The sequence below is a fragment of the Mesorhizobium sp. B2-6-2 genome (assembly GCF_006440615.1).
Classification (GTDB): Bacteria; Pseudomonadota; Alphaproteobacteria; order Rhizobiales; family Rhizobiaceae; genus Mesorhizobium.
In genome coordinates, this window is the sequence record NZ_VFUG01000010.1 from 88,223 (window position 1) to 111,059 (window position 22,837).

A 22,837-nucleotide genomic window follows, 5' to 3' on the forward strand; every position below is an offset into this window, starting at 1 on the left:
TCGATGAACGTGCAGGGGTCGGTGCCGGCAGGCCGATCCCAGGGCGGGGAGATCATGGCCGGTTGCGCATCAGCATGGTGACGACGAAGAAGGCGCCGAGCGAGCTCGTGATGATGCCGATCGGCAGTTCCTGCGGCGGCAAAAGCGTGCGGGCAAGTAGATCGCTGGCCAAAAGCAGGATCGAGCCGAACAGCGCGCAGATCGCTATCATGGGCCGGTGCAGCGAGCCGGCCAGCGGCCGGCCGAGATGCGGGATCATCAGGCCGACGAAGCCGATGACGCCGGCTACGGCAACGAGACTGGCGGTCGCCAGCGCGGCGACGAGGAATGTCGTGCGGCGCATCCTCGCCACCGGCACGCCAAGGCTCTCGGCGGCGCTTTCGCCGGCGAGAAAGGCATCGAAGCGGCGGTGGTTCCACAGGCCGTAGGCGAGGATGATGCCGGCGCCCAGCGCCGCCAGGCCGATATTGTCCCAGCGAGCAAGGCCAAGCCCGCCCATGGTCCAGAACAACACCGAATGCGCGGCGCGCTGGTCGCCGGCGAAGACGAGGTAGTTGGTCAGCGCGGTGAACATGAACGAGACGGCGAGGCCGGCAAGGATCAGCCGCTCCGGCCCCTGCCCCCTCACCCGCGACACCAACAGAAGCACGATCGCCGCCGCCAGCATGCCGCCTGTGAAGGCGGCGAGCGGGAGCGTCCAGATGCCGAAACTGTCGCCGAAGACGGTGATGACCGAAACGGCGCCGGCTGCCGCGCCCGAGGAGAGGCCGAACAGGAACGGATCGGCGAGGTCATTGCGGGTGACGGTCTGCAGCAGCGCGCCGACGACGCCGAGGCCGGCGCCGACGGTCATCGCCAGCAGCGTGCGCGGCAGCCTCAGGTCGACGACGATGCTGCCGACCGGGCCGGATGGGCCCCGGCTGTCGAGCCCGGACGCATGCGCCAGCGCGCCGACGACCTCGCGCAAAGGTATCAGCGTCGAGCCATAGGCGATCGAAAGCAGCGCGAGCGCTACCAGCAGGATAGCGCCCAGGGCCATCGCCAGGATGAATGGGGTATGGCGCAAATTCACGGCATGGGACCTGCCGCGGCGATACCGGCGTTCGGGATTAGCGGGGGTCTCCGCGACTTCGTCATTCCAGGGCGAAGCAGGCGCGAAGCGCCGTCGCGGAGACCCTGGAGTCCATTCCGTGACCTGGCGCGCGGAGAGCGACGGCGTAGAATTCCGCACGGTTGCAACGCTCGAAAGCCACGGAATGGATCCTCGGGTCTGCGCCGCGTCGCTTCGCTCCTTGCTCCGCCCGTGGATGACGAAGTGAGGGGCGTTTTCGCCATTCTCCAAGGCAGGCTATCCATCAACGGCAACACTTCCGGCTCATCCGTGCCTCAGACCTAAAACGCCTCCGGATGCATGGCCCTGGCGATCTTGCCGATCGCCTCGATGTTGGCGGGTCCGGGCGTCAGCTCGGCGTAGCGCAGCGCCACGAAGCGCTCGTTCCTGACCGCGTCCGTCTCTTTCATCGCAGGATGGACTTTAAGGAAATCGAGCAGTTTCCTGTAGCCGCCGCCATCCTGGTAATCGAGCAGGATGAGGAACTGGGGATTGCGCGAGGCGACCGTCTCCCAGTCGGTGTTGCCCCAGCTCGTCTCCATGTCGGCCATGATGTTTTCGCCGCCGGCGGCGGCGATTATGGCGTTGGGAATGGCGAACTTGCCGGCGGTGAAGGGCTTGTCCTCGCCGGAATCGTAGAGGAAGACGCGCGTGCCCTTGCGGCCACCCACCTTCGCCATGATGCCGGCGAGCTCGGCCTTCCAGCCGTCGACCAGCTTTTCGGCCTCCGCTTGCTTGCCGAAGATCTTGCCCAGCTTCTCGACGTCGTCATAAAGCAGATCCATCGAGGCGGCGGGCCGGTTCTTGTCGAGATGGACGCAGCTCTCGGTCAGCACCAGCGTCTTGATGCCATGCGGGGCAAGCGTGTCGGGCGTCACCTCGCCGCCCGGCTTCATGCCGTAATACCAGCCGGCGAAGAAGAAATCCGGCTGCACGGCGACGAGGTTTTCGAGCGTCGGATATTTTGGCGCCAGCTCCGGGATGGCGCCCTGCTCGGCCTTGAACTCGGGGCCGACCTTGTACCACCCGGTGATGCCAGTGAGCCCGACGATCGACGGCTGCAGCTTCAGCGCGAAAGCCATCTCGGCCATGTTGAGATCCTGGATGACGGCGCGTTTCGGCGGCGCATCGAAGGTGAGCGGTTTGCCGCAGCTGTCGACGGTGACCGGGAAAGCGAAGGCGGCCGAGGCGACGAGCGACAGGGCCGGCGACAAGGCGAGGCGTTTCACGAGATGATGCTCCTTGTTGGGGTTGTGCAGGTTCAGGGCGGCGAGGAAGCGCGCATGGGAAGCTCGAAGACGGTGAGCTCGCGATCCTCGGTCGGGTGCCGCAGGCGCAGCACGTCGATGCCGAACACCTCGCGGACAAGCGGCTGCGCCAGCGCCTCGCGCGGCGGAGCCAGGGCGTGCAGCCGGGCGTTGCTCATCACCGCGACGCTGGTGGCGAAGGGCGCCACAAGCGCGAGATCGTGCAGCACGGCGACCACGGCCATGTTGAATTCGGCCACCAGCTCGAGCAGCTCGCCGCGGGCGCGCGGGTCAAGGTGGTTGGTCGGCTCATCGAGAAACAGGATTTTGGGCTCTTGCGCGATGGCGCGGGCGAGCTGCGCGCGCTGGCGCTCGCCGCCGGAGAGCGAGCCGACAGTGCGCGCGAGCAACGGCAACAGCCCAGTCCGGCGCAGCGCCTCGACGACGATGTCGCGATCGTCGTGCCGGCGCCTCAGACCGGCGTGCGGGACACGGCCAAGCTCGACATAGTCGATGAGCGCAAGGCGTGGATCCGGCTGGTCCGTCTGACCGACGACGGCGATGCTGAGCGCCCGTTCGGCGGCGGTGATCCTGTCCAGCCGGCGTCCGGCAAGACGAACCTCGCCGCGGCTCGGCGACAACGCCCCGCATAACATGCGCAGCAGAGTCGTCTTGCCGGCGCCATTGGGGCCGATGATGGCCAGCCGCTCGCCCGCCGCCAGCGACAAGCTGACATCCTCGACCAACATCCGGCCATTTGCCGTGGCGCGCAAATCGCGAGCTTCGAGCAGGAGCGCGCTCACCGGACCTGCTCCCTGGCCTTGCCCGCGGCGGGGATGCGCGCCAGTATCTTGCCGGCGAGCCTTGCCGGGCGCTGGCCGGAATTGCACCAGCCGTCGGCCAGCGAGGCATAGAGCCTGGCAAATTCGACCAGCGCGCCGGCGTCGGTGCCGCTGTCGATGGAACCGAAGAGATAGCTGGCTTTGCCTTCCGCGTTGAAGGCCACGGTCAGCGGCCGCGCGCAGCCGGCCATGCAATCGATGGTTTCGACAGCAAATGACGACGCCAAAGTCTCGGCAAGCCTTGAGCGAAGGTCGGCGCACAAATCCCCGCCGGACCTACGTCCGGTCACGGTATCGCGGCACAGCGAACAGACGATGATGCGATGGCTAAAGACGTCCAGCATTTCCGTCACTTTCCAAAAATGGCGACGGAAGGATGCCGGACGAGCCGGCCGACAAGACCGGTGTCCGCGTCTCCTCCCGGCACACCCCGTCCGGTCAACTCGTGTCGATGGCAGGTCTCCTGGCTCGCGGGTCCTTACGCCATCCGCCTTCCCAGCCTTGCCGGCCAGTGGCGTTTCGGATGGAGCTCGCCGCTCACAGTTGCGGGGGCAGCCACGGCCTCGACTCGGATGAGCTCACCGTGTTCCCTTTTCACCCCTCGCCTTGCGGCTCGGGGACCATGACGCAGCTATCGTAGGTTGTCCGCGTGCGAGTCGCAACGGGCCTTCGTCCGCCCCTCGTGCGAAAGACATGGCGGGATCGTCGGGCCGTTGCCGCAAGTCGTTTACTTCCCCTGATATGTAATAACATTACCAGCTAGAATACATTGCCTTGGCTTGTCAACCCGCTCGACTTCGCTCAAAGCGCAATTTCGATCAAACTGGCCGGCGGCGCGGGGGCTAGTGTCGCCGAGCCAAATGCGAGGAGCCATGAACCCGACAGAGAAAGCGCTGTGGTTTGTCGAAAGCCACCTGCCCGACGCCATCAGCCTTGACGAGATAGCGGCAAGCAGCGGCGTGTCGCGCTTCCATGTGACGCGCGCTTTCGGCGCGGCCACGGGACGGTCGGTCATGGGCTATATGCGGGCGCGCCGCTTGAGCGAAGCGGCGCGCAAGCTGGCCGGCGGCGCGCGCGACATTCTCTCGGTCGCGCTCGATGCCGGCTACGGCTCGCATGAGGCGTTCACGCGGGCCTTTCGCGATGAGTTCGGCACCACGCCGGAGTTGGTGCGCGCGCAAGGCTCGACCGAAAACCTCGATCTTGTGGAGCCCATACTGATGGACAGTTCGCTTCTCACCGCACTCGAGCCGCCGCGCTTCGAGACCAGCCGTCCCTTCCTCGTTGCCGGGCTCGGCGAGCGCTACAGCTGCGAGACCAGCGCCGGCATCCCGATGCAATGGCAGCGCTTCGCCCCCTATATCGGCAACATTCCGGGCGAGGTGCCCGGCGTCTTCTACGGTGTGTGCACGAATGGCGACGATGCCGGCAATTTCGACTATGTCGTTGGCGTCGAGGTGATGGATTTCTCCGACCTGCCGAAGGATTTCCAACGCGTGCGGGTGCCGGCGCAGAAATATGCGGTGTTCTCGCATCGCGAGCACATCTCGACCATCCGCCGAACCGTCAACACGATCTGGAACAAGTGGCTGCCGGTCTCCGGACACGAGATCGCCGACGCGCCCGAGTTCGAGCGCTACGGGCCCGAGTTCGATGCCCGCACCGGCAATGGCGGGCTGGAGATCTGGGTGCCGGTCAAAGGATGATGGTCTTCCCTTCTCCCCCTGTGGGAGAAGGTGGATCGGCGCGCAGCGCCGAGACGGATGAGGGGTGTTCCAGGGAAAGCCAGCGTCTCACTCCGCTGGAACACCCCTCATCCGTCGCCTTCGGCGACACCTTCTTCCACAGGGGGAGAGGGAACACCTAAAGCTCGAGATTCCACGTCTGCCCGACAAGATCCTTGCCGAAGGAATGATGGCGTTCTTCCTCGACCAGCTTGAAGCCGGCAGCCTGGTAGATGCGGCGGGCCGAGCCAAGTATGTCGTTGGTCCACAGCGTCAGCGTCTTGTAGCCCTTGGCGCGTGCGAAGGTAATGCATTCGTGGACCAGCCGCCGACCGATGCCGAGGCCGCGCGCCGACGGTTCGACATAGAGCAGCCTGAGCTTCGCGACCTTGGGCGATTTGCGCATGATGAAGACCGAGCCGACCACCTCGCCTTCGCGCTCGGCGATCCAGCTGCGCTCCCATTGCGGGACGAAGTTCTTGACGAACTCACCGAGGATCTCTGCGACCAGAGCCTCGTAAGTCTCGTCCCAACCGTATTCCTGTGCGTAGAGCATGCCCTGGCGGTGCGTGACCCAGCCGATGTCGCCGACCTGCAGCGGCCGCAGGATATAGGGCACCTTGGCTTCAGGTCTGTTGCCGAGCAAGTCTTGGACGGTGCGCATAGCCTTGACCAGCCGCTCCTGGTCGGCCGGCGCCAGGCGATCGAGCAGCGTGCGCACCTGGTCATGCGAATCCTGGTTGAGCGGCGCGAAGGCTTCCCTGCCGGCTGGCGTCAGCGCGATCGAGGCGCGGCGCGCGTCGGTCTCGCTAGCTTCACGTCCGACAAGGCCGCGCTCCTCGAATTTCTTCAAGAGCCGGCTGACATAGCCGGGGTCGAGGCCGAGGTCGCGCACCAGGTCGCTTGCGACCAGCCCGTCGCGATGGGCGAGCTCGTAAAGCACCCGCGCCTCGGTCAGCGAGAACGGGCTTTTCAGCAGGCCCTCGTCGAGCAGGCCGAGCTGGCGGGTATAGAAGCGGTTGAAGGCGCGCACCGCATCGATACGGTCCTTGCCGGGGTGATTGTGGATGGTCATGGGAAATCCTCCTGTCATAGACAGGATCAACCATTTAGTTGACTGAGTCAATAAATACGGCAATTGGTGATCTCGCGATCTCGCGATAGGTCGAGCCGTTACGGTGGGTGCATCTCGGGCATGGTATTCCCGAATTGGGAAATCTCGCTTGTTCCCAAGATGGGAATACGCTATATGTGGTCATGCAGATCGTCAGCAAGAAAACGCTCGTAACGTTTTGGACCAAGCATCCACAGGCTAAAGCGCCGCTTACCGCCTGGTTCAACGCGTCGAGCAAGGTCGAATGGAAGACCTCGGCGGACATCAAGGCCCAGTTCGGCACGACCGTGGATTTTGTCGCCGACAATCGCGTCGTGTTTGACATAGCCGGCAACAAGTACCGGCTGGTCGTGCATGTGAGCTACACATTCAAGCGGTTGCTGATCAAATTCGTCGGCACCCACGCCGAATATGACAAGATAGACGTGGAGAAGGTGTGATGGAAAACATTCGACCCATTAAGACCGAGGCTGATTACGATTGGGCCATTGCCGAAATCACTCGCTATTTCGACCATGAGCCCGCTGTGGGCAGCCCGGAGGCCGACCGCTTCGATGTGCTGGCTGCCCTGATCGAGGCCTACGAAGCCAAACACTATCCCATCGAAGAAACCGACCCCGTGGATGCGATCGTCGCCCATATGGAAATGGCCAATCTCGATCGGGCAGCGCTCGTGCGACTCTTGGGCTCAGCGTCGCGCGCCTCCGAGATCCTGACCCGCAAACGCGCGCTCACGATGGACATGGCATTCAAGATCAACCGCGAGTGGCATATCCCCGCGGAAGTCCTTATTCATCCGTACCATCTGGCGAACGATGAAAAAGTGACTGCCGCCGGATAACGCGGTCACCCCATCGGCAGCACCGGCCAGAACTCCACGATCCGCCCACCGGCGAATACCGCGATCGCGCCGAAATGCTGCAGCACCGCCTCGCTCTGCGTCGGCCTAAGGAACGCATAGTCGCCGGGTTTCACGCTCGCGCCCGCCGGCAGGCCCATGAACTGCTGGTTGGATGACAGGCCGATCAGCCCGTTCGGCTTCATCCCTTCGGGAAACACCGGCTCGGCCATCCATTTGCCGCCATAAAGGTAGCAGCCCTTGCGCGGGTAAAGGCCAAGCGCCTGCAGCGTGCGTGAGACCGCTGGCGGACCGGGCAGCATCGGATCGAGCGCCTTGAGGATCGGCGTGGCGATAAAGGCCGCCGGCTGGAAGCCCTCCAGGCCGGGCGTGTCGAAATCCTTTGGCAGCACGAAGGCCGAGCCGATCGACACTTCGTTGGCGACGCCGCCGCCATGCAGCAGCGCCGTCTTGGAGCCGCCGATGTTGAGGATGCGGCGCTGGTCCGGATCGAGGGCAGCGGCGAACTCCGCGGCCTTGGCAGAAGCCTGCTTCAGCGCCTTGGCCACGCCGCCGAACAGGCCCGGTATCTCCGGCGCATGCGCCTCATAGGCCATGATGCCGTCGCAGAGCAGACCTTTTGGAATCGTGAGCGCGTCAATCTCGGCGGGATCACGAAAACCGCCGCGATGCAGGCCGACGTCGACCTCGAAAGCAAAGCGCAATTCGGTGTCGAGCGCAGCAGCGAGCGCGCCATATTCCGCCAGCCGTTCCGGCGTGTCGATCAGCCAGCAGACGCGCGACCACCAGCCGGCGCCGCCCCTGGTCAGCGCGGCCTTGGCGGCACCCACCGGCATCGGCTTGCCGTAGAGCAGATCGCCCTCGGGAAACGCGTCGAGCACGGCCTGCGACAGCGGCGGATGGAAGGTCATGAAGCGGTTGGTGCCAATCGCCTTGGCGATGTGCGAAAGCAGCGGCACGCAAGGCAGCGACTTGTCGACCAGCCGCACGGCAAGGCCCGGTGCCAGCCTTTGCTTCACCAGCGCGATGTTGCTGTCCAGCCGGTCGCGATCGAGGACAAGGCAGGGCCGGAAAATCTCGGCGGCCCTCAATGCATTGGACAGGGCGGCGAAATAGGCGCTCATTGTTGGATGCCGAACAGGCCGGCCATGTAGGGCGAGACGAAACGGTTTTGCGGATCGATGTCGCGCCGCACCGTCATCGCATCGTCCCAGCGCGGATAAAGCTTCTTGAAGTCCGCCGCCTTCAGGCTGTGCATCTTGCCCCAATGCGGCCTGCCGCCATACTTGCGGAAGATCGGCTCGGCGGCCCGCATGAAAGGCAGCGGATCATTCGCCGCATCGTGGTGGACGGCGATCGAGCAGGTCAGCCTCTTGTAGAATGGCGAAAGCCAGAATTCGTCGGCCGCCACCGAGCGCACCTCCATCGGGAAATAGACTTCCGGGAAATGCTTTTCCGTCAGCGCGATGATCTCGGCCAGCGCCTTGGGACCTTCCTCGTAAGGCAGGTGATACTCCATCTCGTTGAATTTGGTGCGACGCTCGCTGGCGTAGACGTTGAGCCAGTCCTGCACATAGTCTTCCGCCGGCACCTTCTTTACCGCCCCTCTGATCAGCGCACGGCGCAACCACGGCAACCAGCGCAACGCGGTCCGAAGCTTGCGCAAAGTCGCCAGTCCTTCCTCGTCGTCGTCGGCCGGCCGCGTCGTCGGTGCCGCATCGCTGAGATCGCTGGCGATGAACTGGGCATATCCGGCAAATGGAATGTAGTAGAACTCGGCCGAGCGATGCGCGGCCATCATCGTCTCGAAATTTTTGAGCATGTCGCCGATCGGCAGCACCCATTTGCGGCGGCGCAGCCGGTAGGTGGCGATGTTGTTCATCGCCACTTCGGTCAGCACGCCGAAAGCGCCCAGCGCGACGCCCGTGGCGTGGATCATGTCCAGGTCGTTTGCCCGGCTGAACTCGCGCAGCTCGCCTTGCCCATCGACGAGCTGCAGCGCCTCCAATTGCGTGTGATAGGCGCCGAGCGTCGGGCCGGAGCCATGCGTTGCCGTGCCCAATGCGCCGCCGATCGCCTGGCGGTCGATGTCGCCCATGTTGGGCAGGCCCTGGCCGATGTCCTGCAGGATGTGCATCAGGGCGCCGAGCCGCGTGCCTGCCCTCACCCGCGCCCGGTTGTTCGCGGCATCGTGCGAGACCAGCCCCTCGATCTTCTCCAGCGAGACGATGGTGCCGTCGGACTGCACCAGCGGCGTGAAGGAATGGCCGGCGCCGGCGACGCGCAGCGGACCGGGCGCCGAGCGCACCAGTTCGGCCAGCTCGCCGGCATCGGCCGGTGTCGCGATCATTTTCGGGGAAGCCGTGACGAAGCCGGACCAGTTGCTCCAGGGATTTGCCATCTTCACCCCTTTGCTCGGACCCGGCCGCGCCCTCGCGCGACCAGCACGAAAATGCCGAGCAAAAGCACGCTCGCCAAAGCGGCGGCAGCGGCGAATTCGGGCACGGGCCGGAAGTCCGCGCCGTCGATCAGCAGCGAGGCGGCGACCGGGCCGATGGCGAGGCCGAAGAGTTGGGCGGCCGGCACCAGCAGCACCGCGGTGCGCGTCTCGTCGGCGGTGATCGCCAGCCGGATCTGGTAAGGCACGATGAAGAGCAGGATGAAGCCCATCACCAGCGCCACGGCCCAGAACACCGAAAGAGCCGGGCCGGACGCAAGCAGCAGAGAGCTGATCGCCGCGACGATGCCGATGGCAGTGATGGCAAAACGATAGTCAATGCGCGCCTCGAAGCTTGTCGCGGTCATCGCGCCGAGCACCTGCGCGGCAAGGCTCGCCGAAACCATCAAGCCGACAGTGCGGCCATCGATGCCGAACTGCGCGCCGATGGGCTCGAGAAAAGCCCAGACGGCGCCGAAGAACATGAAATAGCAGAAGATCGACAGCAGCGCGGCGATCGCCGGCACGGTCGCCACGTTAGCGAACTGTTCTTCCTTGGGCAGATCGGCGTAGTCGTCCGGCACGGTCCATGCCACGACGAGCGAAAGCAGACAGACGATGCCGAGCGCGATGAAGCCGCCGGCGGAGCCCGCTCTCGGCACTGCATAAAGCGCAAGGATCAGCGCCAGCGCGCATTGCGCCAAGGTCTGCAGCGTGACGAAATAGCCGCCGATGCGCTCGGCCCGGCGCGAGCGGGCGATCAGCTCGGTCGCGACGGCGACCAGCCCGCCCTCCGCGAGGCCGGCCAGCGTGCGTGCGCCGATCAGCGCATTGGGGCTGCCGGCGTAGGCGGTCCAGACATTGGCGAGCGCGAGCAGCACGAGCAGCACCGTGCTTTTCCAGCGCATGTTCCTGGCAGGAAGCAGCATCGCCACTACGCCCGAGCCGATAGCGATGGCAATCATCTCGGCGGTGGCGACCAGCGCCAGCTCGTCGCCGGTGACGTGGCCTTCGCTGTAGAGCGCACCGAGCAGCACCGGCTGCAGTCCGAGGATGAGGAGACCGACCGAGCCGATCCACAGCGCCGAGGCCAGCTGCAGGCCCGTCGGATTGCCGACAAGCCAATCGCCATTTTCCGCTTGCGCGGCTTGCGAAGCAGTCACGAGGCGCTCTCCCTTGCAGCTCGATCGAAAAACTGACAAGTTGTCAGCATTTGGCGAAACTGATACTTGATCATGTTTCTTGTCAACCGCGAATTCGCGGCTTTCACGAGATTTGGCGCATGACGCAGACGAGGCGAACGGCGACGGAACCGCGGCGCAGGCCGAAGCAGGAGCGCAGCCGCGAGCGCATCGACGCGATCCTCGCCACGACCATGCGGCTGATCGGCGAGAAAGGCATCGACGCGGTGACGATGAAGGAAGTCGGCGCGCTGGCCGGCGGACCGATCGCTACCGTCTATCATTACTTCCCCAGCAAGTCGGCGATCCTGGCGATGCTCTATGAGCGGTTCTCCGAGGAAAGCCGCGCACGCTTCGGCGCGATCATCGCCGGGATAGGCCGGCTGGATGACGTGACCGCCGCGGCCGACCAGCTGCTCGACGATTATCATGCCCGTGTCGCCGCGGACCCGGCCATCCAGGACCTGCAGAACGCCATCCAGGCCGACAAGGCGCTGCAGCATCTCGACATCGCCGAGACGAGGCAACAGGCGAAGATGTTCTGCGATAAGGTCGGGCCGATGCTCCAAGCGGAGCAGCGCGAGGCGTTCGGACGTGTCGTGTTCCTGATCTTCCAGCTCGCCGGCGGCGTCGTGCGGCTGGCGCTGACGCAGGACGAGGCGGAGGGCCGGCGCACGATCGAAGATTATCGTTCGATCATCCACACGCAGTTGCGCTTGTTTCTCTGAGCGCGATCAGGGATCCAGCTTCGGCCCCAGGATTTCCACCAGCCAATCAACAAACACCCTCACCCGTGGCGACAATTGGCGGCTCGGCGGATAGAGCACCGAGATCGGCGTCGGCGTCGGCGGAAAATCGGGAAGCACCTCGACCAGCCGGCCGGCCGCGATATCGTCCGCATAGCGGAGCCTTGGCGCCTGGAACAGCCCGAAGCCCAGCCGGACCAGCGCAGCACTTGTGTCTGAGTTCGCGACGGTGACCCGCGACGGTAGGGTGATCTCGCGAACCTTGCCGTCGACGGTGAATTCCAGCGGCATCACCTGCCTCGTGCGCGATGACACGAAGCCTATCATCAGATGGCCGACCAGATCGTCCGGCGTGCGCGGCACGCCGTGGCGTGCGAGATAGGCGGGGCTGGCGACGGTGATTTCGCGGGCGATGCCGAGCCGCCGCACGATCATGTCGCTGTCGGGCAGCGTGCCGGCCCTGATGACGCAATCGACGCCCTCGCGCACGAGATCGACGAGGCGGTCGCCTTCGCCGATATGCACGGTCAGGCCCGGATATCTGGCGAGCAACGCCGGTAGTTCAGGCAGCAGGAAGGTGCGCGCCATGTGGCCGTTGACGTCGACGCTGAGCCTTCCGCGCACCTCATGCGCGCCGAAGCCGCCTTCGGCATCCTCGATGTCGGCCAGAATTCCGATGCAGCGCTGGTAATAGGCTTCGCCGTCGAGCGTCGTCGTCACGTGGCGCGTGGTGCGGCGAAGCAATTGCACGCCGAGCCGTTCTTCGAGCTGCTTGATCGCGGCGGTGGCGCTGGAGCGCGGCAGGGCGAGATCGGCGGCGGCCGCAGTGAAGCTGCGTCGTTCCACGACGCGGGTGAAGAGCCGCATGCTGTCGAATCGGTCCATCGCTGATTGTTCGCACATACTGAATAGTGTTGGCAATCCATGGCCGATTATATCGTCTCATCGGGCGAGTATATGCATCTCCATCCAGGCAGAAGGAGATTTCGCCATGACCACCCGCCCCATCGCTCTCATCACCGGCGGCAGCCGCGGCCTCGGCCGCAACACCGCGCTCAACCTCGCCCGCAAGGGCGTCGACGTCGTCCTCACCTATCGCTCGCGCGCCGACGAGGCGAAGACGGCAATCGCCGAGATCGAGGCGGCCGGCGGCCGGGCTGCCGCGCTTGAGCTCGACGCCGGCGCCGTCGCCAGCTTCCCGGCTTTCGTTGAAGCGTTGAAGAAGACGCTTCACGATACCTGGCAACGCGACCGTTTCGATTATCTCCTCAACAATGCCGGCACCGGTCTGCGCAAGCCGATCGCCGAGACGACGCAAGAGGAGTTCGACACGTTGATGAACATCCATCTCAAGGGCGTGTTCTTCCTCACCCAGGCGCTGCTGCCGCTGATCAACGATGGCGGCCGTGTCATCAACGTCTCGAGCGGCCTGGCGCGCTTCTCGGTCCCGGGCTCCGCCGCCTATGCAATGATGAAGGGCGGCGTCGAGGTGTTCACGCGCTATCTCGCCAAGGAACTGGCAGCCCGGCGCATCACCGCCAACACGGTGGCGCCGGGCGCGATCGCCACCGATTTCAACGGCGGCCATGTGCGCGACAATGCCGAGATCAATCGCGTCGTGGCCGACATGACGGCGCTCGGCCGCGCCGGTGTCGCCGACGACATCGGCCCGATGATCGCCGCGCTGCTGTCCGAGGACAATCGGTGGGTCAACGCCCAGCGCATCGAGGTGTCGGGCGGCATGAATATCTAGGCGATCGGTCACTTGACCTGCTGGATCAGTCCTTCGAAGCCGTCGGCAAGATTGGCATTGCCGGCGGCGATGAAGCTCGACAGGTTCCGGGCTCGCCCAGGAGTCTTGTTGGCATCGAGCAGCACCGCCCTGCCCTCATGCATGACGAAGTCGAACTTGCCGTAATCGAAGCCGAGTTGGCGCCGCAGCGCGCGCAGCTCGTCCGGCACGGGCACCGCCTCGCGGCGGATGGTGTCGTCGCCCTTGACCAGGCTCTGCGGCGAGACATGACGGGTGCAGCGCTCGCGCTCGCCGCAGAACAGCCAGAAGCGGGCGCCAAAACCGTCCGGCTCCGGCTCGGGAATGAATTTCTCGACGACCAAATCCCGACGTTCGAAGATCTCGGCCGGAACATCGGCGAGCGAGGCATGGATCTCGTATCTTTCGAAGGCTTGGACGCCGGGAAACGGCTCCGGCCTGCCGGCTCGCCGCGCGCGCCGGTTCAGCTGCTGTTCCGGCGTTCCCCGATGGTTGAGGCTGCTCTTGACGATGACCTGTCCCTGCCAGTCGTCGCCTTGGCCAATCACGGCGCCGCTGATGCGGCGTTTCGAGATGTCGGCGGCCCCAAGATTGAGGCAGAAGGGAAAGCGGCGCGCATAGTCGACATATTCGGGCGGCGTCACGGTCGAGTCGAGATGCAGCACCGCGATGTCGGCGGCCGGCTTCGCCGACGTGCCGCGCAGGACCCGCACCGAATGGCCGCGGCGCTTCAGCTCCTCCAGCAGATCGAAGAGCATATACGGGCTGTCACGGCGCAGCAGCAGCCCGCGCCGGCTCTGGAAGCGGTCCTGTTCATGCGTGATGACGGCGATGCGTGCCATGCGCCCCACTTGGCTTATTATGCGCCTTCGATTATGCGACGAACACAATGCCCTAACCGATACAGGGTTTGCATGACCGAGCACTGGAATGCAATTCGCAAGCACTGGCAGTTGCTCGGCTCGCCGCTGCGGCCGCCGGCTCAGGTGGTCGAGGCCTACGAACGTGAGCTCGAGCTTTCGCAATCGCACGTCGTCATGCTCGGCGTGACGCCCGAGCTCGCCGGACTTGGCGCCATGATGACGGCGGTAGACGAGTCTCCAGACATGATTGCCGGCATCTGGCCGGGCGACACCGATATGCGCAAGGCGGTGCAGGGCGACTGGTTCGACTTGCCGTTTCCCGGCGCGAGCATCGAAGCGCTGATCGGCGATGGATGTCTCTCCGTCATCGGCGCCGCTGACCTCAGACGCACGCTGTTCGCGTCGATCGCGCGTGCGCTCAAATCCGACGGGCGTGCCGCCGTCAGGCTTTATGCTTCCCCCGAAACCCGCGACGAACCGCAGGAAGTCCGCGCCCTGGCGCTGGCCGGTTGCGTCTCGACGTTCCACGAGCTCAAATGGCGCGTGGCCATGACCGCTATCGCCGGCGCGCCTGATTACACGATACCGGTCAAAGGCATTCTCGAACAATTCGACGGGGTGTTTCCCGATCGCGAGGAGCTGTCGGCTCGAACCGGATGGGAACTGCCGGTTATCGGAACCATCGACGTCTACCGGAACTCGTCCGTCGTCTACAGCTTCGCTCCGGCGGCAGCGCTGATCAAGGAAGCCGGGACCTTCTTCGATGATGTCCGGCTGGCCAAGACCGGCACATACGGGCTCGCGGAACGCTGCCCGCTGCTGGTGCTGCGTTCGCCGAAGCGCCTGGACTGACGGGCGGGGTTGCTCGTCGGCGCCTCGCGATGGCCGGCGCATTTCGGCCTGGCGTCTAGCACGAGAAAAATTTCGCGCCGCTGCCCCCTTGCGCGCGCCTTGACTCCGGCAACCTAGCGGCCTATCTCAGCGCCACGTTAGCACTCGCCTTTGGTGAGTGCTAACTTATATCCGGCGGCCTCGCCGGATGGAGGAACAGTTCTCACCGTTCTCATTCGAGGAAGATAACATGGCAAAGTCCAAGTTCCGCCCGCTTCATGACCGCGTGGTCGTTCGCCGGGTCGAATCCGAATCCAAGACCGCCGGCGGGATCATCATCCCGGATACGGCGAAGGAGAAGCCGCAGGAAGGCGAAATCATCGCCGTCGGCTCCGGCGCCCGCGACGAAAGCGGCAAGCTCGTGCCGCTGGACGTCAAGGCCGGCGACCGCATCCTGTTCGGCAAGTGGTCGGGCACTGAAGTCAAGCTCAATGGCGAAGACCTTCTGATCATGAAGGAATCCGACATCATGGGCATCATCGGCTGACCATCGGCCTCACCTGAATCTTCATCTTCGGGCTCTTCCCGAGCCCCTGCCAGGAGCTAAAACATGGCTGCCAAAGACGTAAAATTCTCCCGCGATGCCCGTGAGCGCATGCTGCGCGGCGTCAACATCCTCGCCGACGCGGTGAAGGTCACCCTCGGTCCCAAGGGCCGCAACGTCGTCATCGACAAGTCGTTCGGCGCCCCGCGCATCACCAAGGACGGCGTCACCGTCGCCAAGGAAATCGAGCTTGAGGACAAGTTCGAGAACATGGGCGCGCAGATGGTCCGCGAAGTCGCTTCGAAGACCAATGACATCGCCGGCGACGGCACCACGACCGCAACGGTTCTGGCGCAGTCGATCGTCCAGGAAGGCCACAAGGCGGTTGCCGCCGGCATGAATCCGATGGACCTGAAGCGCGGCATCGACCTCGCCGTTGGCGACGTCGTCACGACGCTGATCAAGAACGCCAAGAAGATCAAGACCTCGGAAGAAGTTGCCCAGGTCGGCACCATCGCCGGCAATGGCGATGCCTCGGTCGGCTCGATGATCGCCGAAGCGATGCAGAAGGTCGGCAATGAGGGCGTCATCACCGTAGAGGAGGCCAAGACCGCCGAGACCGAGCTCGAAGTCGTCGAAGGCATGCAGTTCGACCGCGGCTACCTCTCGCCCTACTTCGTCACCAACGCCGACAAAATGGTTGCGGACCTGGAAGACGCCTACATCCTTCTGCACGAGAAGAAGCTCTCCAACCTGCAGGCCATGCTGCCGATCCTCGAGGCTGTCGTGCAGACCTCGAAGCCGCTGGTCATCATCTCGGAAGATGTCGAAGGCGAGGCCCTGGCCACGCTCGTCGTCAACAAGCTGCGTGGCGGCCTGAAGATCGCCGCCGTCAAGGCGCCGGGCTTCGGTGATCGCCGCAAGGCCATGCTGGAAGACATCGCCATCCTCACCGGTGGCCAGGTCATCTCGGAAGACCTCGGCATCAAGCTCGAGAATGTCGGCCTCAACATGCTCGGCCGCGCCAAGAAGGTGTCGATCTCCAAGGAGAACACCACCATTGTCGATGGGGCCGGCAAGAAGGCCGAGATCCAGGGCCGCGTGTCCCAGATCAAGCAGCAGATCGAGGAGACCACCTCGGACTACGACAAGGAGAAGCTGCAGGAGCGTCTGGCCAAGCTCGCCGGCGGCGTCGCGGTGATCCGCGTCGGCGGCGCGACCGAGATCGAGGTCAAGGAAAAGAAGGACCGCGTCGATGACGCTCTCAACGCGACCCGTGCGGCCGTCGAAGAAGGCATCGTTCCCGGCGGCGGCGTCGCGCTTCTGCGCGCTTCGCTGAACATCAAGGCAACCGGCGCCAACTCCGACCAGACCGCTGGCATCAACATCGTGCGTCGCGCCCTGCAGGCTCCGGCCCGTCAGATCGCGTCCAACGCCGGTGCGGAAGCATCGATCGTTGCCGGCAAGATCCTTGAGAACAAGGGCCCGACCTTCGGCTACAACGCCCAGACCGGCGAGTATGGCGACATGATCGCCATGGGTATCGTCGATCCGGTCAAGGTCGTTCGCACGGCTCTCCAGGACGCGGCCTCGGTCGCCGGCCTGCTTGTCACCACCGAAGCCATGATCGCCGAAGCTCCCAAGAAGGAGTCGGCTGGCGGCGGCATGCCTGGCGGCATGGGCGGCGGCGGCATGGGTGGCATGGGCGGCATGGACTTCTAAGAAGTCCATAAAGCACGCCCATGAACTAACGTTGCTCAAGCCCGCAAGCGGGCTTGAGTGGCGGCATGGTCTCTAATCCAGCCGATCTGGCTAACACACGGAAAGGGGCGGCAGAGATGCCGCCCTTTCTCGTTGCGGCGGCCCAGAGCGTAGATCAGGATGACGTTTCGTTGAATCGCCATCCTGATCTAACTCTCTGTTGGAGCATGATCTTCTCCGAAACCGGTTCCCACTTTCGTGATCGCGCTCTAGTGGCACAGGGGATTTTGACCGGTCGGCTCTGTTTGCGTTGGCAGGCGGCATGCCTTGGAGATTGGCCGAAACGCCCATCGCGATCGTCATTCCAGGGCGGAGCAGGAGCGAAGCTCCGTCGCGAAGACCCTGGAATCCATGCCGTTACCTTCGCCAATGCGTGCAACGGAGCAAAATTCTGCACCGAGGCGGCGCTTCCAAGTCACGGCATGGATTCTATGGTCTGCGCCGCGTCGCTTCGCTCCTTGCTCCGCCATAGAATGACGAGGTTGGGGCGGCTTCAACCAATTCCCGGCGTTTGCGCTGATTTCACGGAAATGAACGGAGAATCTTGCACCAAGACAAACGGCAACCTTTCAAAAATCTCTGTGTCGGAGAACTAGTTGGAGCATGATCCTCTCCGAAAACCGGCTCCCACCTTTCCGGGATCATGTTCCAGCCAAGCGTGCTGCTCCATGGGCAACCCCTGCTGCAGCTTCAACCGACTGCCTAAACTTTGTGCAATTCCTCAACAAAATCAGCGCCTTCGGTTAAACGCCCGCGATCGTTGCGGCATTTGTCGGACAATATTTTTTAAGATATCCGCGCTTACTAATGAATAGGGCGTGCTTGATTGCTCGCGCGCTTAGGGGTGTCGGGGTCTTCATCGATGCAAATTTTCCACCGGTTCGTGCGTGACCGTGGCGGCAACGTCCTCATCATGTCCGCGCTGCTTTTGCCGCTGCTCGTCGGCATGGCGGCGCTGGTCACCGAATATGGCGGCGCGCTGGTCGAGCGCGCCAGCAACCAGCGTACCGCCGATCTCGCGGCCTTTGCCGGCGCGCTTGCCTATAACAAGACACAGTCGACCGACCGGATGACCGCGGCGGCGATCAATGTCGCCACGCTCAACGGCGTTCCGGCAGCCGATGTGTCGGCGACGCTGGTCACCTCGCCGAAGACAACCGGCGTGAACGCGGTCTCCGTATCGATCCGCACGCAGAAGCAGCTGCTGCTTGCGCGCGTCCTCGACAATCGCCAGCAATTGCAGATCTACGCCAATTCCGTCGCTGAGCTCGGCGCGCAGCCGTCGACACCGGGTTGCATGCTGGCATTGGACGGCACCCAGACGGGCATCACGCTGTCAGGCGGCACGGCCGTCAACGCCCCCAAATGCACGGTCTCGTCGAATAACACGATCACCGTTCCGTGCGGCACCGGCATCTCGGCTATCGGCGTCAACTACAATTCCGCAACGGCCCCGAGCCAGCCTTGCAACGGCATCACCGGACCAAACGGGACGGCGGCGGTGATCACCAAGAAGTCGACTCCCGATCCGCTGGCGGGCAATTCCGCGGTCGCGGCTGCCGTCGCCCGCTTTGCCACCGTGGCGGCGCTCTCGCCAACCGCCGCGCCAGCAGCGCCGACCACCCCGAGCGGCAACAATATCGACTTCGGCTGGACCCAGGGATCAACCCAAGGCCAGGCGAATGCGCTGGGCTGCGCCGCCAGTTGGGCATCGTCGTCATCAACCTGGACGCTGAATTGCGGCAGCAAAACCACGGTCAACCTGGGCACCATCACGATCGGCGGCGGTATCAATCTCAACTTCGCCACCACGGGCGCGGCGACGACCGTCTACAACATCTCCGGCGATCTCACGACCAGCGCCACCACCAAGTTCGGACCGGGCACCTACAATTTCGCGGGCAAGCTGACCACGGCCGGAACCACCACCTTCGGCGCCGGCACCTATGATTTCGGCAAGCAGGTGACAACCACCGGGACTACCACATTCGGTGCCGGCACTTTCAACTTCAGCAAGGGGCTGACGACCGGCTACGGCACCACGGCGTTCGGCGCCGGCACGTTCAAGATCGGCATCAGCGATAACACCTGCGGCGGTATCGCGCGCGTCAGCCTCTGCAACACCAGCACGCTCACCTTCGGCGGGCCGAGCACATTCGAGCTGCCTGGCGGCATCAACAATGCCGGCGGCGCCACGCTGACTTTCGGCTCGGGCACCTCCAACAGCTACAAGATCGGTCCCGGCGGCAATGGCGATGCCATCACGCTCGGCGGCGGCTCCATCACGATCATGGCCGACGCCACCAGCTCGGGCGTGTTCCAGGTCGTCGGCGATGTGAACGGCGGCGGGGGCGGCAGCTGCTTCGTCGTCCCGGCCACCGCCCAGCACGACATCGAGGGCAACTTCATCGCCTCGGGCGCGGTGCTGCTCGGCGCCGGCGTCTACACGGTCGACGGTTACTTCGCGCTGGGCGGGAGCGGTGGCGGCAGCGCCAGCTGCGGCGGCTCGTGGATCAGCGTCAGCGGCAACAACGTAACGCTGGTGCTGTCGGGCAAGACCAAGTCGAACTCGGGAAGCTGCAATGGCTATGTCTTCTGCGTGGCCGCCGGCTACAGCAACATCGTGCTGTCCGCGCCGCAGACGGGCGCCACGGCGAAGCTTGCCGTGATCGGACCGACGTCGACCTCGGTCACGGCCGGCGCAACCTTCGCCGAAGGCGGTTCCAACGCGCAGATCTCCGGCGCGTTTTATTTCCCTTACGGGCCGATCATCATGAATGGCGGCTCCAGCATCCTGGGTTCGAACACCGATACGACCAAGTGCCTGCAGCTGATCGGTTCCCTGATCACCCTGTCAGGCGGCACGGCGGCCACGTCGGAATGCGTCGCCGCCACTGGCGCTACCACGAGCAGCAAGGTGAGCCTCGTCCAGTGATGCCACGTTTCAACACCAGCCCAGCATTCGCCCGCTTTCTCCGCCGCGAGACGAGCGGCGCATCGGCCGTCGAGTTCGCGTTGATCAGTCCGGTGCTGATCCTGATCCTTGCCGGGCTGGTCGACATCGGCGCGTCGCTGAAGGCGAAGTTCGACCTGTCCTCGGCGATCTCGGCCGGCTCCAACTACGCGCTGCTTGGCGCCGACAAGGTCAACTCCGCCGGCGGCGGCACGCTTGCCGGCAACATCCTGGCGGTGGTGGCGAACGGGTTGGGCAGCGCCGGCGGCAGCGTTCAGGTCGTCGTCAACAACGGCGCCGCAGTCAACTACAACACGAGCAACGGCACAGCGACCCAGACCGGCACCGTCTCCAACGCCGATCTCTGTTATTGCCCGACCGGCAGCGCGGCCAGCGTCACCTGGGGTTCGGCGGTGACCTGCGGCTCGACCTGTCCGGCCGGCGGCATCGGGGGCAAGTTCGTCACCATCAGCGCAAGCCGGTCCTTCTCGCCGCTGTTCGGCGGCTTCGACGTGGTGAACAGTGGCAACATCACCGTCCGGGCCATGGTGCAGCCGCAATGAGACACGTCCTGGAGCGCTTCGCGGCGAAGTCTTTGATCCCGTTCATCCGCGACCGGTCCGGCGCCAATGCGGTCGAATTCGCCCTGCTTTCGCTGCCGCTCTTGCTGGTGCTGTTCGGCACGGTGGAGTTCGGCCGCATGTACTGGACACAGCACGTGCTGCAGGACACGGCGACAGCCGGCGCGCGGTGCGTCGGCGTGCTGCAGAGCGGCTGCTCGCAAAACGGCACCTACAACGCCGCCAACACCGTTACCTTCATCAGCGGCATGGCTGCGGCGGACGGCATCACACTCACTGGCACCAACATCAACGTCAACAACAACACGACCTGCTCGGGCCTCAGCGGCTTCACCACCGTGCGGGTTTCCTACACATTCGCGACGGTGCTGCCATCCGTCCTGGTCGCCTTGGCCAGCGGCCCGCAGCTCAGCGCCACGGCCTGCTTTCCCAATCAGGGCGCATGACCCGAAAGGTTTGAACCGGTTTTTCGGCCAGACTTCAGGTCGACTCGGCCTGAAATCATCCGGCTCTAGCGGTCAGACGGCTGTCTTTGCAGGTTGAGCTACGCCACCAGCCAGCACCGCCTGCTCGACCAGCGCCGCAACCTCGTCGGCCACGGCGGCGAGCGGCGTGCGGTCGCGGGTGGCGCGGGCGATCACCATCAGGCCTTCGAGCGAAGATTCGACCAGCAGGGCCAGCGCCTGCGCGCGCCGCTCCGGCACCCCTGCCCTGACGAATGCCTGGCGCAGCAGTCCGATCCACTGCTCGAAGGCCGAGCGGCAGATTTCAACCAGGTCCGGAACGTTGTTCGGCGCGTCGAGCACCACCGGCGCGACCGGACAGCCGAGCGAGAATTCGTTTTCCTCCAGCATGCGTCCGACCGACTGGTAGATGTGGTGGACGGCAACGGCGGGATCGCTTTCTTCCAACAGCGCGGCGCCCAGCCGCTCCGTCACGTCGGCGACACTGGCTCGCGTCACCTCGATGACCAGTTGGTCCTTGCCGCCCGGGAAATGGAAATAAAGGGAGCCGCGCGGTGCTCCGCTGGCGGTTAGAATGTCGTTCAGCGACGTGCCGTGATAGCCGCGCTTGCGGATGAGCAGCGCCGTCGCCTCGATCATGCGGGTGCGTGTGTCCGTCGCCACGTCGACCTCTCAAAATGTCAACCTCTGTCAGGAGAGCGCATTATAGGGCTCGCCCCGAATATGACAATCGGTCTACATAATATGTAAATCGGTCTACATATATCGGAGGCAAAAATGCGGACTTACCGGCTCGAGGAATTCGGCGGCATCGAGGGGCTGGTCATGCGCACGGAAGCGCTGCCCAAGCCGGGTGCAAACCAGATCCTGGTGCGAGTGCGCGCCGCCTCGCTCAACCGCCGCGACACCATGATCCTCAACGGCACCTATCCTCTGGCACCCCGCGCGGGCATCGTGCCGCTGAGCGACGGTGCCGGCGAAGTCGTGGCCGTCGGCGACGGCGTCACCCGCTTTGCCGTCGGCAACCGCGTCACCGGCAGCTATTTCGCGCGCTGGATCGACGGCCGCATGCATCCGGGCGTGATCGACCAACTCGGCTGCACGCTGGACGGCATGCTGAGCGAATATGCGCTGCTTGACGAGCAATGGGCGGTGCGGCTGCCGGACCATCTTTCCTGGCAGGAGGCGGCGACCTTCACTTGCGCCGGGCTGACCGCCTGGAGCGCGCTGACGGGCGCCGAGATTCCGAAGCCGGGGCAATGGGTTCTCACCATTGGCTCAGGTGGTGTTGCATTGTTTGCCTTGCAGTTCGCCAAGCTCATGGGCTGCCGTGTGGCCGCTGTCACCTCGCGAGCGGAGAAAACCGAGAGGCTGCGGGCGCTCGGCGCCGACCTCGTCGTCGCGGCAGCCGAGACACCGGAATGGGGCATGAAGCTGCGCGAGGCGACCGGCGGCATCGACCTGGTCGTCGAAACCGGCGGCCCGGCGACTTTTGCGCAATCGCTGATCGCCAGCACCCTTCACGGGCGCATCGTGCTGCTCACCGTGCAGGACCGCAACGGCAAGTCGGTCGAGATTCCGGGCGCCGTCTATCAGCGCAGCCTGGTCACCATCGGCCGTCTCTTTGTCGGCAGCCGCAACGGGCTCGAGGCGATGCTTGCCGCGGTCGCCACGCACCGGCTGAGACCGATCATCGACAAGGTCTTCCCGTTCGCCGAGGCGCGCGAGGCTTACCGCCATTTCCAACTGGGCGACGTCTTCGGCAAGGTCGTCATCGACGGCGCGTGATCGCCGCGTTTCCGCAAAAC

Annotated in this window: 23 protein-coding genes and 1 riboswitch; of the genes, 12 read left to right on the top strand and 11 right to left on the bottom strand. The window is 64.5% G+C overall.

From position 1 onward, the window contains the following. Nucleotides 1–52 precede the first annotated feature (52 nt). The 4 genes from FJ419_RS19735 to FJ419_RS19750 all read right to left on the bottom strand — a co-directional run bounded on the left by FJ419_RS19735 (nt 53) and on the right by FJ419_RS19750 (nt 3,544). Nucleotides 53–1,039, bottom strand: a complete 987-nt coding sequence (locus FJ419_RS19735) for an iron ABC transporter permease (protein WP_140697347.1) — start codon at nt 1,037–1,039, stop codon at nt 53–55. A gap of 353 nt (nt 1,040–1,392) precedes the next feature. Then, the gene (locus FJ419_RS19740) at nt 1,393–2,340 is read right to left on the bottom strand and encodes an ABC transporter substrate-binding protein (RefSeq protein ID WP_140697006.1); all 948 of its coding nucleotides are present in this window, start codon (nt 2,338–2,340) and stop codon (nt 1,393–1,395) included. Nucleotides 2,341–2,372: 32 nt separating this feature from the next. Further along, nucleotides 2,373–3,161, bottom strand: a complete 789-nt coding sequence (locus FJ419_RS19745; RefSeq protein WP_140697009.1) for an ABC transporter ATP-binding protein — start codon at nt 3,159–3,161, stop codon at nt 2,373–2,375. Further along, nucleotides 3,158–3,544 carry a DUF1636 family protein gene (locus FJ419_RS19750; RefSeq protein ID WP_140697012.1) on the bottom strand — a complete coding sequence of 129 codons (387 nt, stop codon included), beginning with the start codon at nt 3,542–3,544 and terminating at the stop codon, nt 3,158–3,160. The genes FJ419_RS19745 and FJ419_RS19750 overlap by 4 nt, the downstream gene beginning before the upstream one ends. A 91-nt stretch (nt 3,545–3,635) precedes the next feature. Then, a riboswitch (cobalamin riboswitch) is annotated at nt 3,636–3,840 on the bottom strand. Nucleotides 3,841–4,072: 232 nt separating this feature from the next. On the opposite strand from FJ419_RS19750, the gene FJ419_RS19755 reads away from it, so the two are divergent. Next, a complete protein-coding gene (locus tag FJ419_RS19755) occupies nt 4,073–4,906 on the top strand; it encodes an AraC family transcriptional regulator (protein WP_140697015.1) in 834 nt (277 codons plus the stop codon). A gap of 157 nt (nt 4,907–5,063) precedes the next feature. Here FJ419_RS19755 and FJ419_RS19760 read toward each other — a convergent pair whose 3' ends face one another. After that, the gene (locus FJ419_RS19760; RefSeq protein ID WP_140697018.1) at nt 5,064–5,999 is read right to left on the bottom strand and encodes a helix-turn-helix domain-containing GNAT family N-acetyltransferase; all 936 of its coding nucleotides are present in this window, start codon (nt 5,997–5,999) and stop codon (nt 5,064–5,066) included. Nucleotides 6,000–6,181: 182 nt separating this feature from the next. Between FJ419_RS19760 and FJ419_RS19765 the strand changes: the two genes are divergently transcribed. Both FJ419_RS19765 and FJ419_RS19770 read left to right on the top strand, forming a co-directional pair. Beyond that, on the top strand, nt 6,182–6,478 hold the full coding sequence (locus tag FJ419_RS19765; RefSeq protein ID WP_140542535.1) for a type II toxin-antitoxin system HigB family toxin: 297 nt from the start codon (nt 6,182–6,184) through the stop codon (nt 6,476–6,478). Continuing rightward, complete coding sequence (locus FJ419_RS19770) at nt 6,478–6,879, top strand: XRE family transcriptional regulator (RefSeq protein WP_140631121.1); 402 nt, start codon at nt 6,478–6,480, stop codon at nt 6,877–6,879. Before FJ419_RS19765 ends, FJ419_RS19770 begins: the two co-directional genes overlap by 1 nt. Nucleotides 6,880–6,884: 5 nt before the next feature. On the opposite strand, the gene FJ419_RS19775 is transcribed toward FJ419_RS19770, so the two are convergent. From FJ419_RS19775 to FJ419_RS19785, 3 genes are read right to left on the bottom strand one after another with little or no spacing between them, the layout of a single operon-like run. After that, nucleotides 6,885–8,021 carry an alanine racemase gene (locus FJ419_RS19775; RefSeq protein WP_140697021.1) on the bottom strand — a complete coding sequence of 379 codons (1,137 nt, stop codon included), beginning with the start codon at nt 8,019–8,021 and terminating at the stop codon, nt 6,885–6,887. Next, nucleotides 8,018–9,298 (bottom strand): D-arabinono-1,4-lactone oxidase, encoded by a 1,281-nt coding sequence (locus FJ419_RS19780; RefSeq protein ID WP_140697024.1) that lies wholly within the window; start codon nt 9,296–9,298, stop codon nt 8,018–8,020. The genes FJ419_RS19775 and FJ419_RS19780 overlap by 4 nt, the downstream gene beginning before the upstream one ends. Before the next feature lie 2 nt (nt 9,299–9,300). Next, a complete protein-coding gene (locus FJ419_RS19785) occupies nt 9,301–10,497 on the bottom strand; it encodes an MFS transporter (protein WP_140697027.1) in 1,197 nt (398 codons plus the stop codon). Between the two features lie 119 nt (nt 10,498–10,616). Between FJ419_RS19785 and FJ419_RS19790 the strand changes: the two genes are divergently transcribed. Further along, nucleotides 10,617–11,243 (top strand): TetR/AcrR family transcriptional regulator, encoded by a 627-nt coding sequence (locus tag FJ419_RS19790; protein ID WP_140697031.1) that lies wholly within the window; start codon nt 10,617–10,619, stop codon nt 11,241–11,243. Between the two features lie 6 nt (nt 11,244–11,249). On the opposite strand, the gene FJ419_RS19795 is transcribed toward FJ419_RS19790, so the two are convergent. Continuing rightward, complete coding sequence (locus FJ419_RS19795) at nt 11,250–12,146, bottom strand: LysR family transcriptional regulator (RefSeq protein ID WP_140697034.1); 897 nt, start codon at nt 12,144–12,146, stop codon at nt 11,250–11,252. A 106-nt stretch (nt 12,147–12,252) separates the two neighbouring features. Between FJ419_RS19795 and FJ419_RS19800 the strand changes: the two genes are divergently transcribed. Beyond that, the gene (locus FJ419_RS19800; RefSeq protein WP_140697037.1) at nt 12,253–13,014 is read left to right on the top strand and encodes an SDR family oxidoreductase; all 762 of its coding nucleotides are present in this window, start codon (nt 12,253–12,255) and stop codon (nt 13,012–13,014) included. Nucleotides 13,015–13,022: 8 nt separating this feature from the next. Here FJ419_RS19800 and FJ419_RS19805 read toward each other — a convergent pair whose 3' ends face one another. After that, entirely contained in the window at nt 13,023–13,874 is an 852-nt protein-coding gene (locus FJ419_RS19805) for a hypothetical protein (protein ID WP_140697040.1), read from the bottom strand. On the opposite strand from FJ419_RS19805, the gene FJ419_RS19810 reads away from it, so the two are divergent. The 6 genes from FJ419_RS19810 (at nt 13,848) to FJ419_RS19835 (ending at nt 21,011) form a co-directional block, all read left to right on the top strand. Further along, entirely contained in the window at nt 13,848–14,747 is a 900-nt protein-coding gene (locus FJ419_RS19810) for a class I SAM-dependent methyltransferase (protein ID WP_246679258.1), read from the top strand. The two genes, FJ419_RS19805 and FJ419_RS19810, sit on opposite strands and share 27 nt — an antisense overlap. Before the next feature lie 229 nt (nt 14,748–14,976). Then, nucleotides 14,977–15,273 (top strand): co-chaperone GroES, encoded by a 297-nt coding sequence (gene groES / locus FJ419_RS19815; RefSeq protein WP_010915433.1) that lies wholly within the window; start codon nt 14,977–14,979, stop codon nt 15,271–15,273. A gap of 63 nt (nt 15,274–15,336) precedes the next feature. After that, nucleotides 15,337–16,992 (top strand): chaperonin GroEL, encoded by a 1,656-nt coding sequence (groL, locus tag FJ419_RS19820; RefSeq protein WP_140542511.1) that lies wholly within the window; start codon nt 15,337–15,339, stop codon nt 16,990–16,992. Between the two features lie 901 nt (nt 16,993–17,893). Further along, complete coding sequence (locus tag FJ419_RS19825) at nt 17,894–19,966, top strand: TadE/TadG family type IV pilus assembly protein (RefSeq protein ID WP_246679259.1); 2,073 nt, start codon at nt 17,894–17,896, stop codon at nt 19,964–19,966. Next, entirely contained in the window at nt 19,966–20,547 is a 582-nt protein-coding gene (locus FJ419_RS19830; protein ID WP_140697043.1) for a TadE/TadG family type IV pilus assembly protein, read from the top strand. Before FJ419_RS19825 ends, FJ419_RS19830 begins: the two co-directional genes overlap by 1 nt. Continuing rightward, nucleotides 20,544–21,011 (top strand): TadE/TadG family type IV pilus assembly protein, encoded by a 468-nt coding sequence (locus FJ419_RS19835; RefSeq protein ID WP_140697046.1) that lies wholly within the window; start codon nt 20,544–20,546, stop codon nt 21,009–21,011. Before FJ419_RS19830 ends, FJ419_RS19835 begins: the two co-directional genes overlap by 4 nt. Before the next feature lie 72 nt (nt 21,012–21,083). Here the strand turns inward: FJ419_RS19835 and FJ419_RS19840 are convergent, their stop codons facing one another. Continuing rightward, nucleotides 21,084–21,692: a TetR/AcrR family transcriptional regulator gene (locus tag FJ419_RS19840; RefSeq protein ID WP_140697049.1), complete on the bottom strand. Its 609-nt coding sequence runs from the start codon at nt 21,690–21,692 to the stop codon at nt 21,084–21,086. 114 nt (nt 21,693–21,806) lie between these two features. Between FJ419_RS19840 and FJ419_RS19845 the strand changes: the two genes are divergently transcribed. Next, entirely contained in the window at nt 21,807–22,817 is a 1,011-nt protein-coding gene (locus FJ419_RS19845) for an NAD(P)-dependent alcohol dehydrogenase (RefSeq protein ID WP_140697052.1), read from the top strand. Nucleotides 22,818–22,837: the final 20 nt, after the last annotated feature.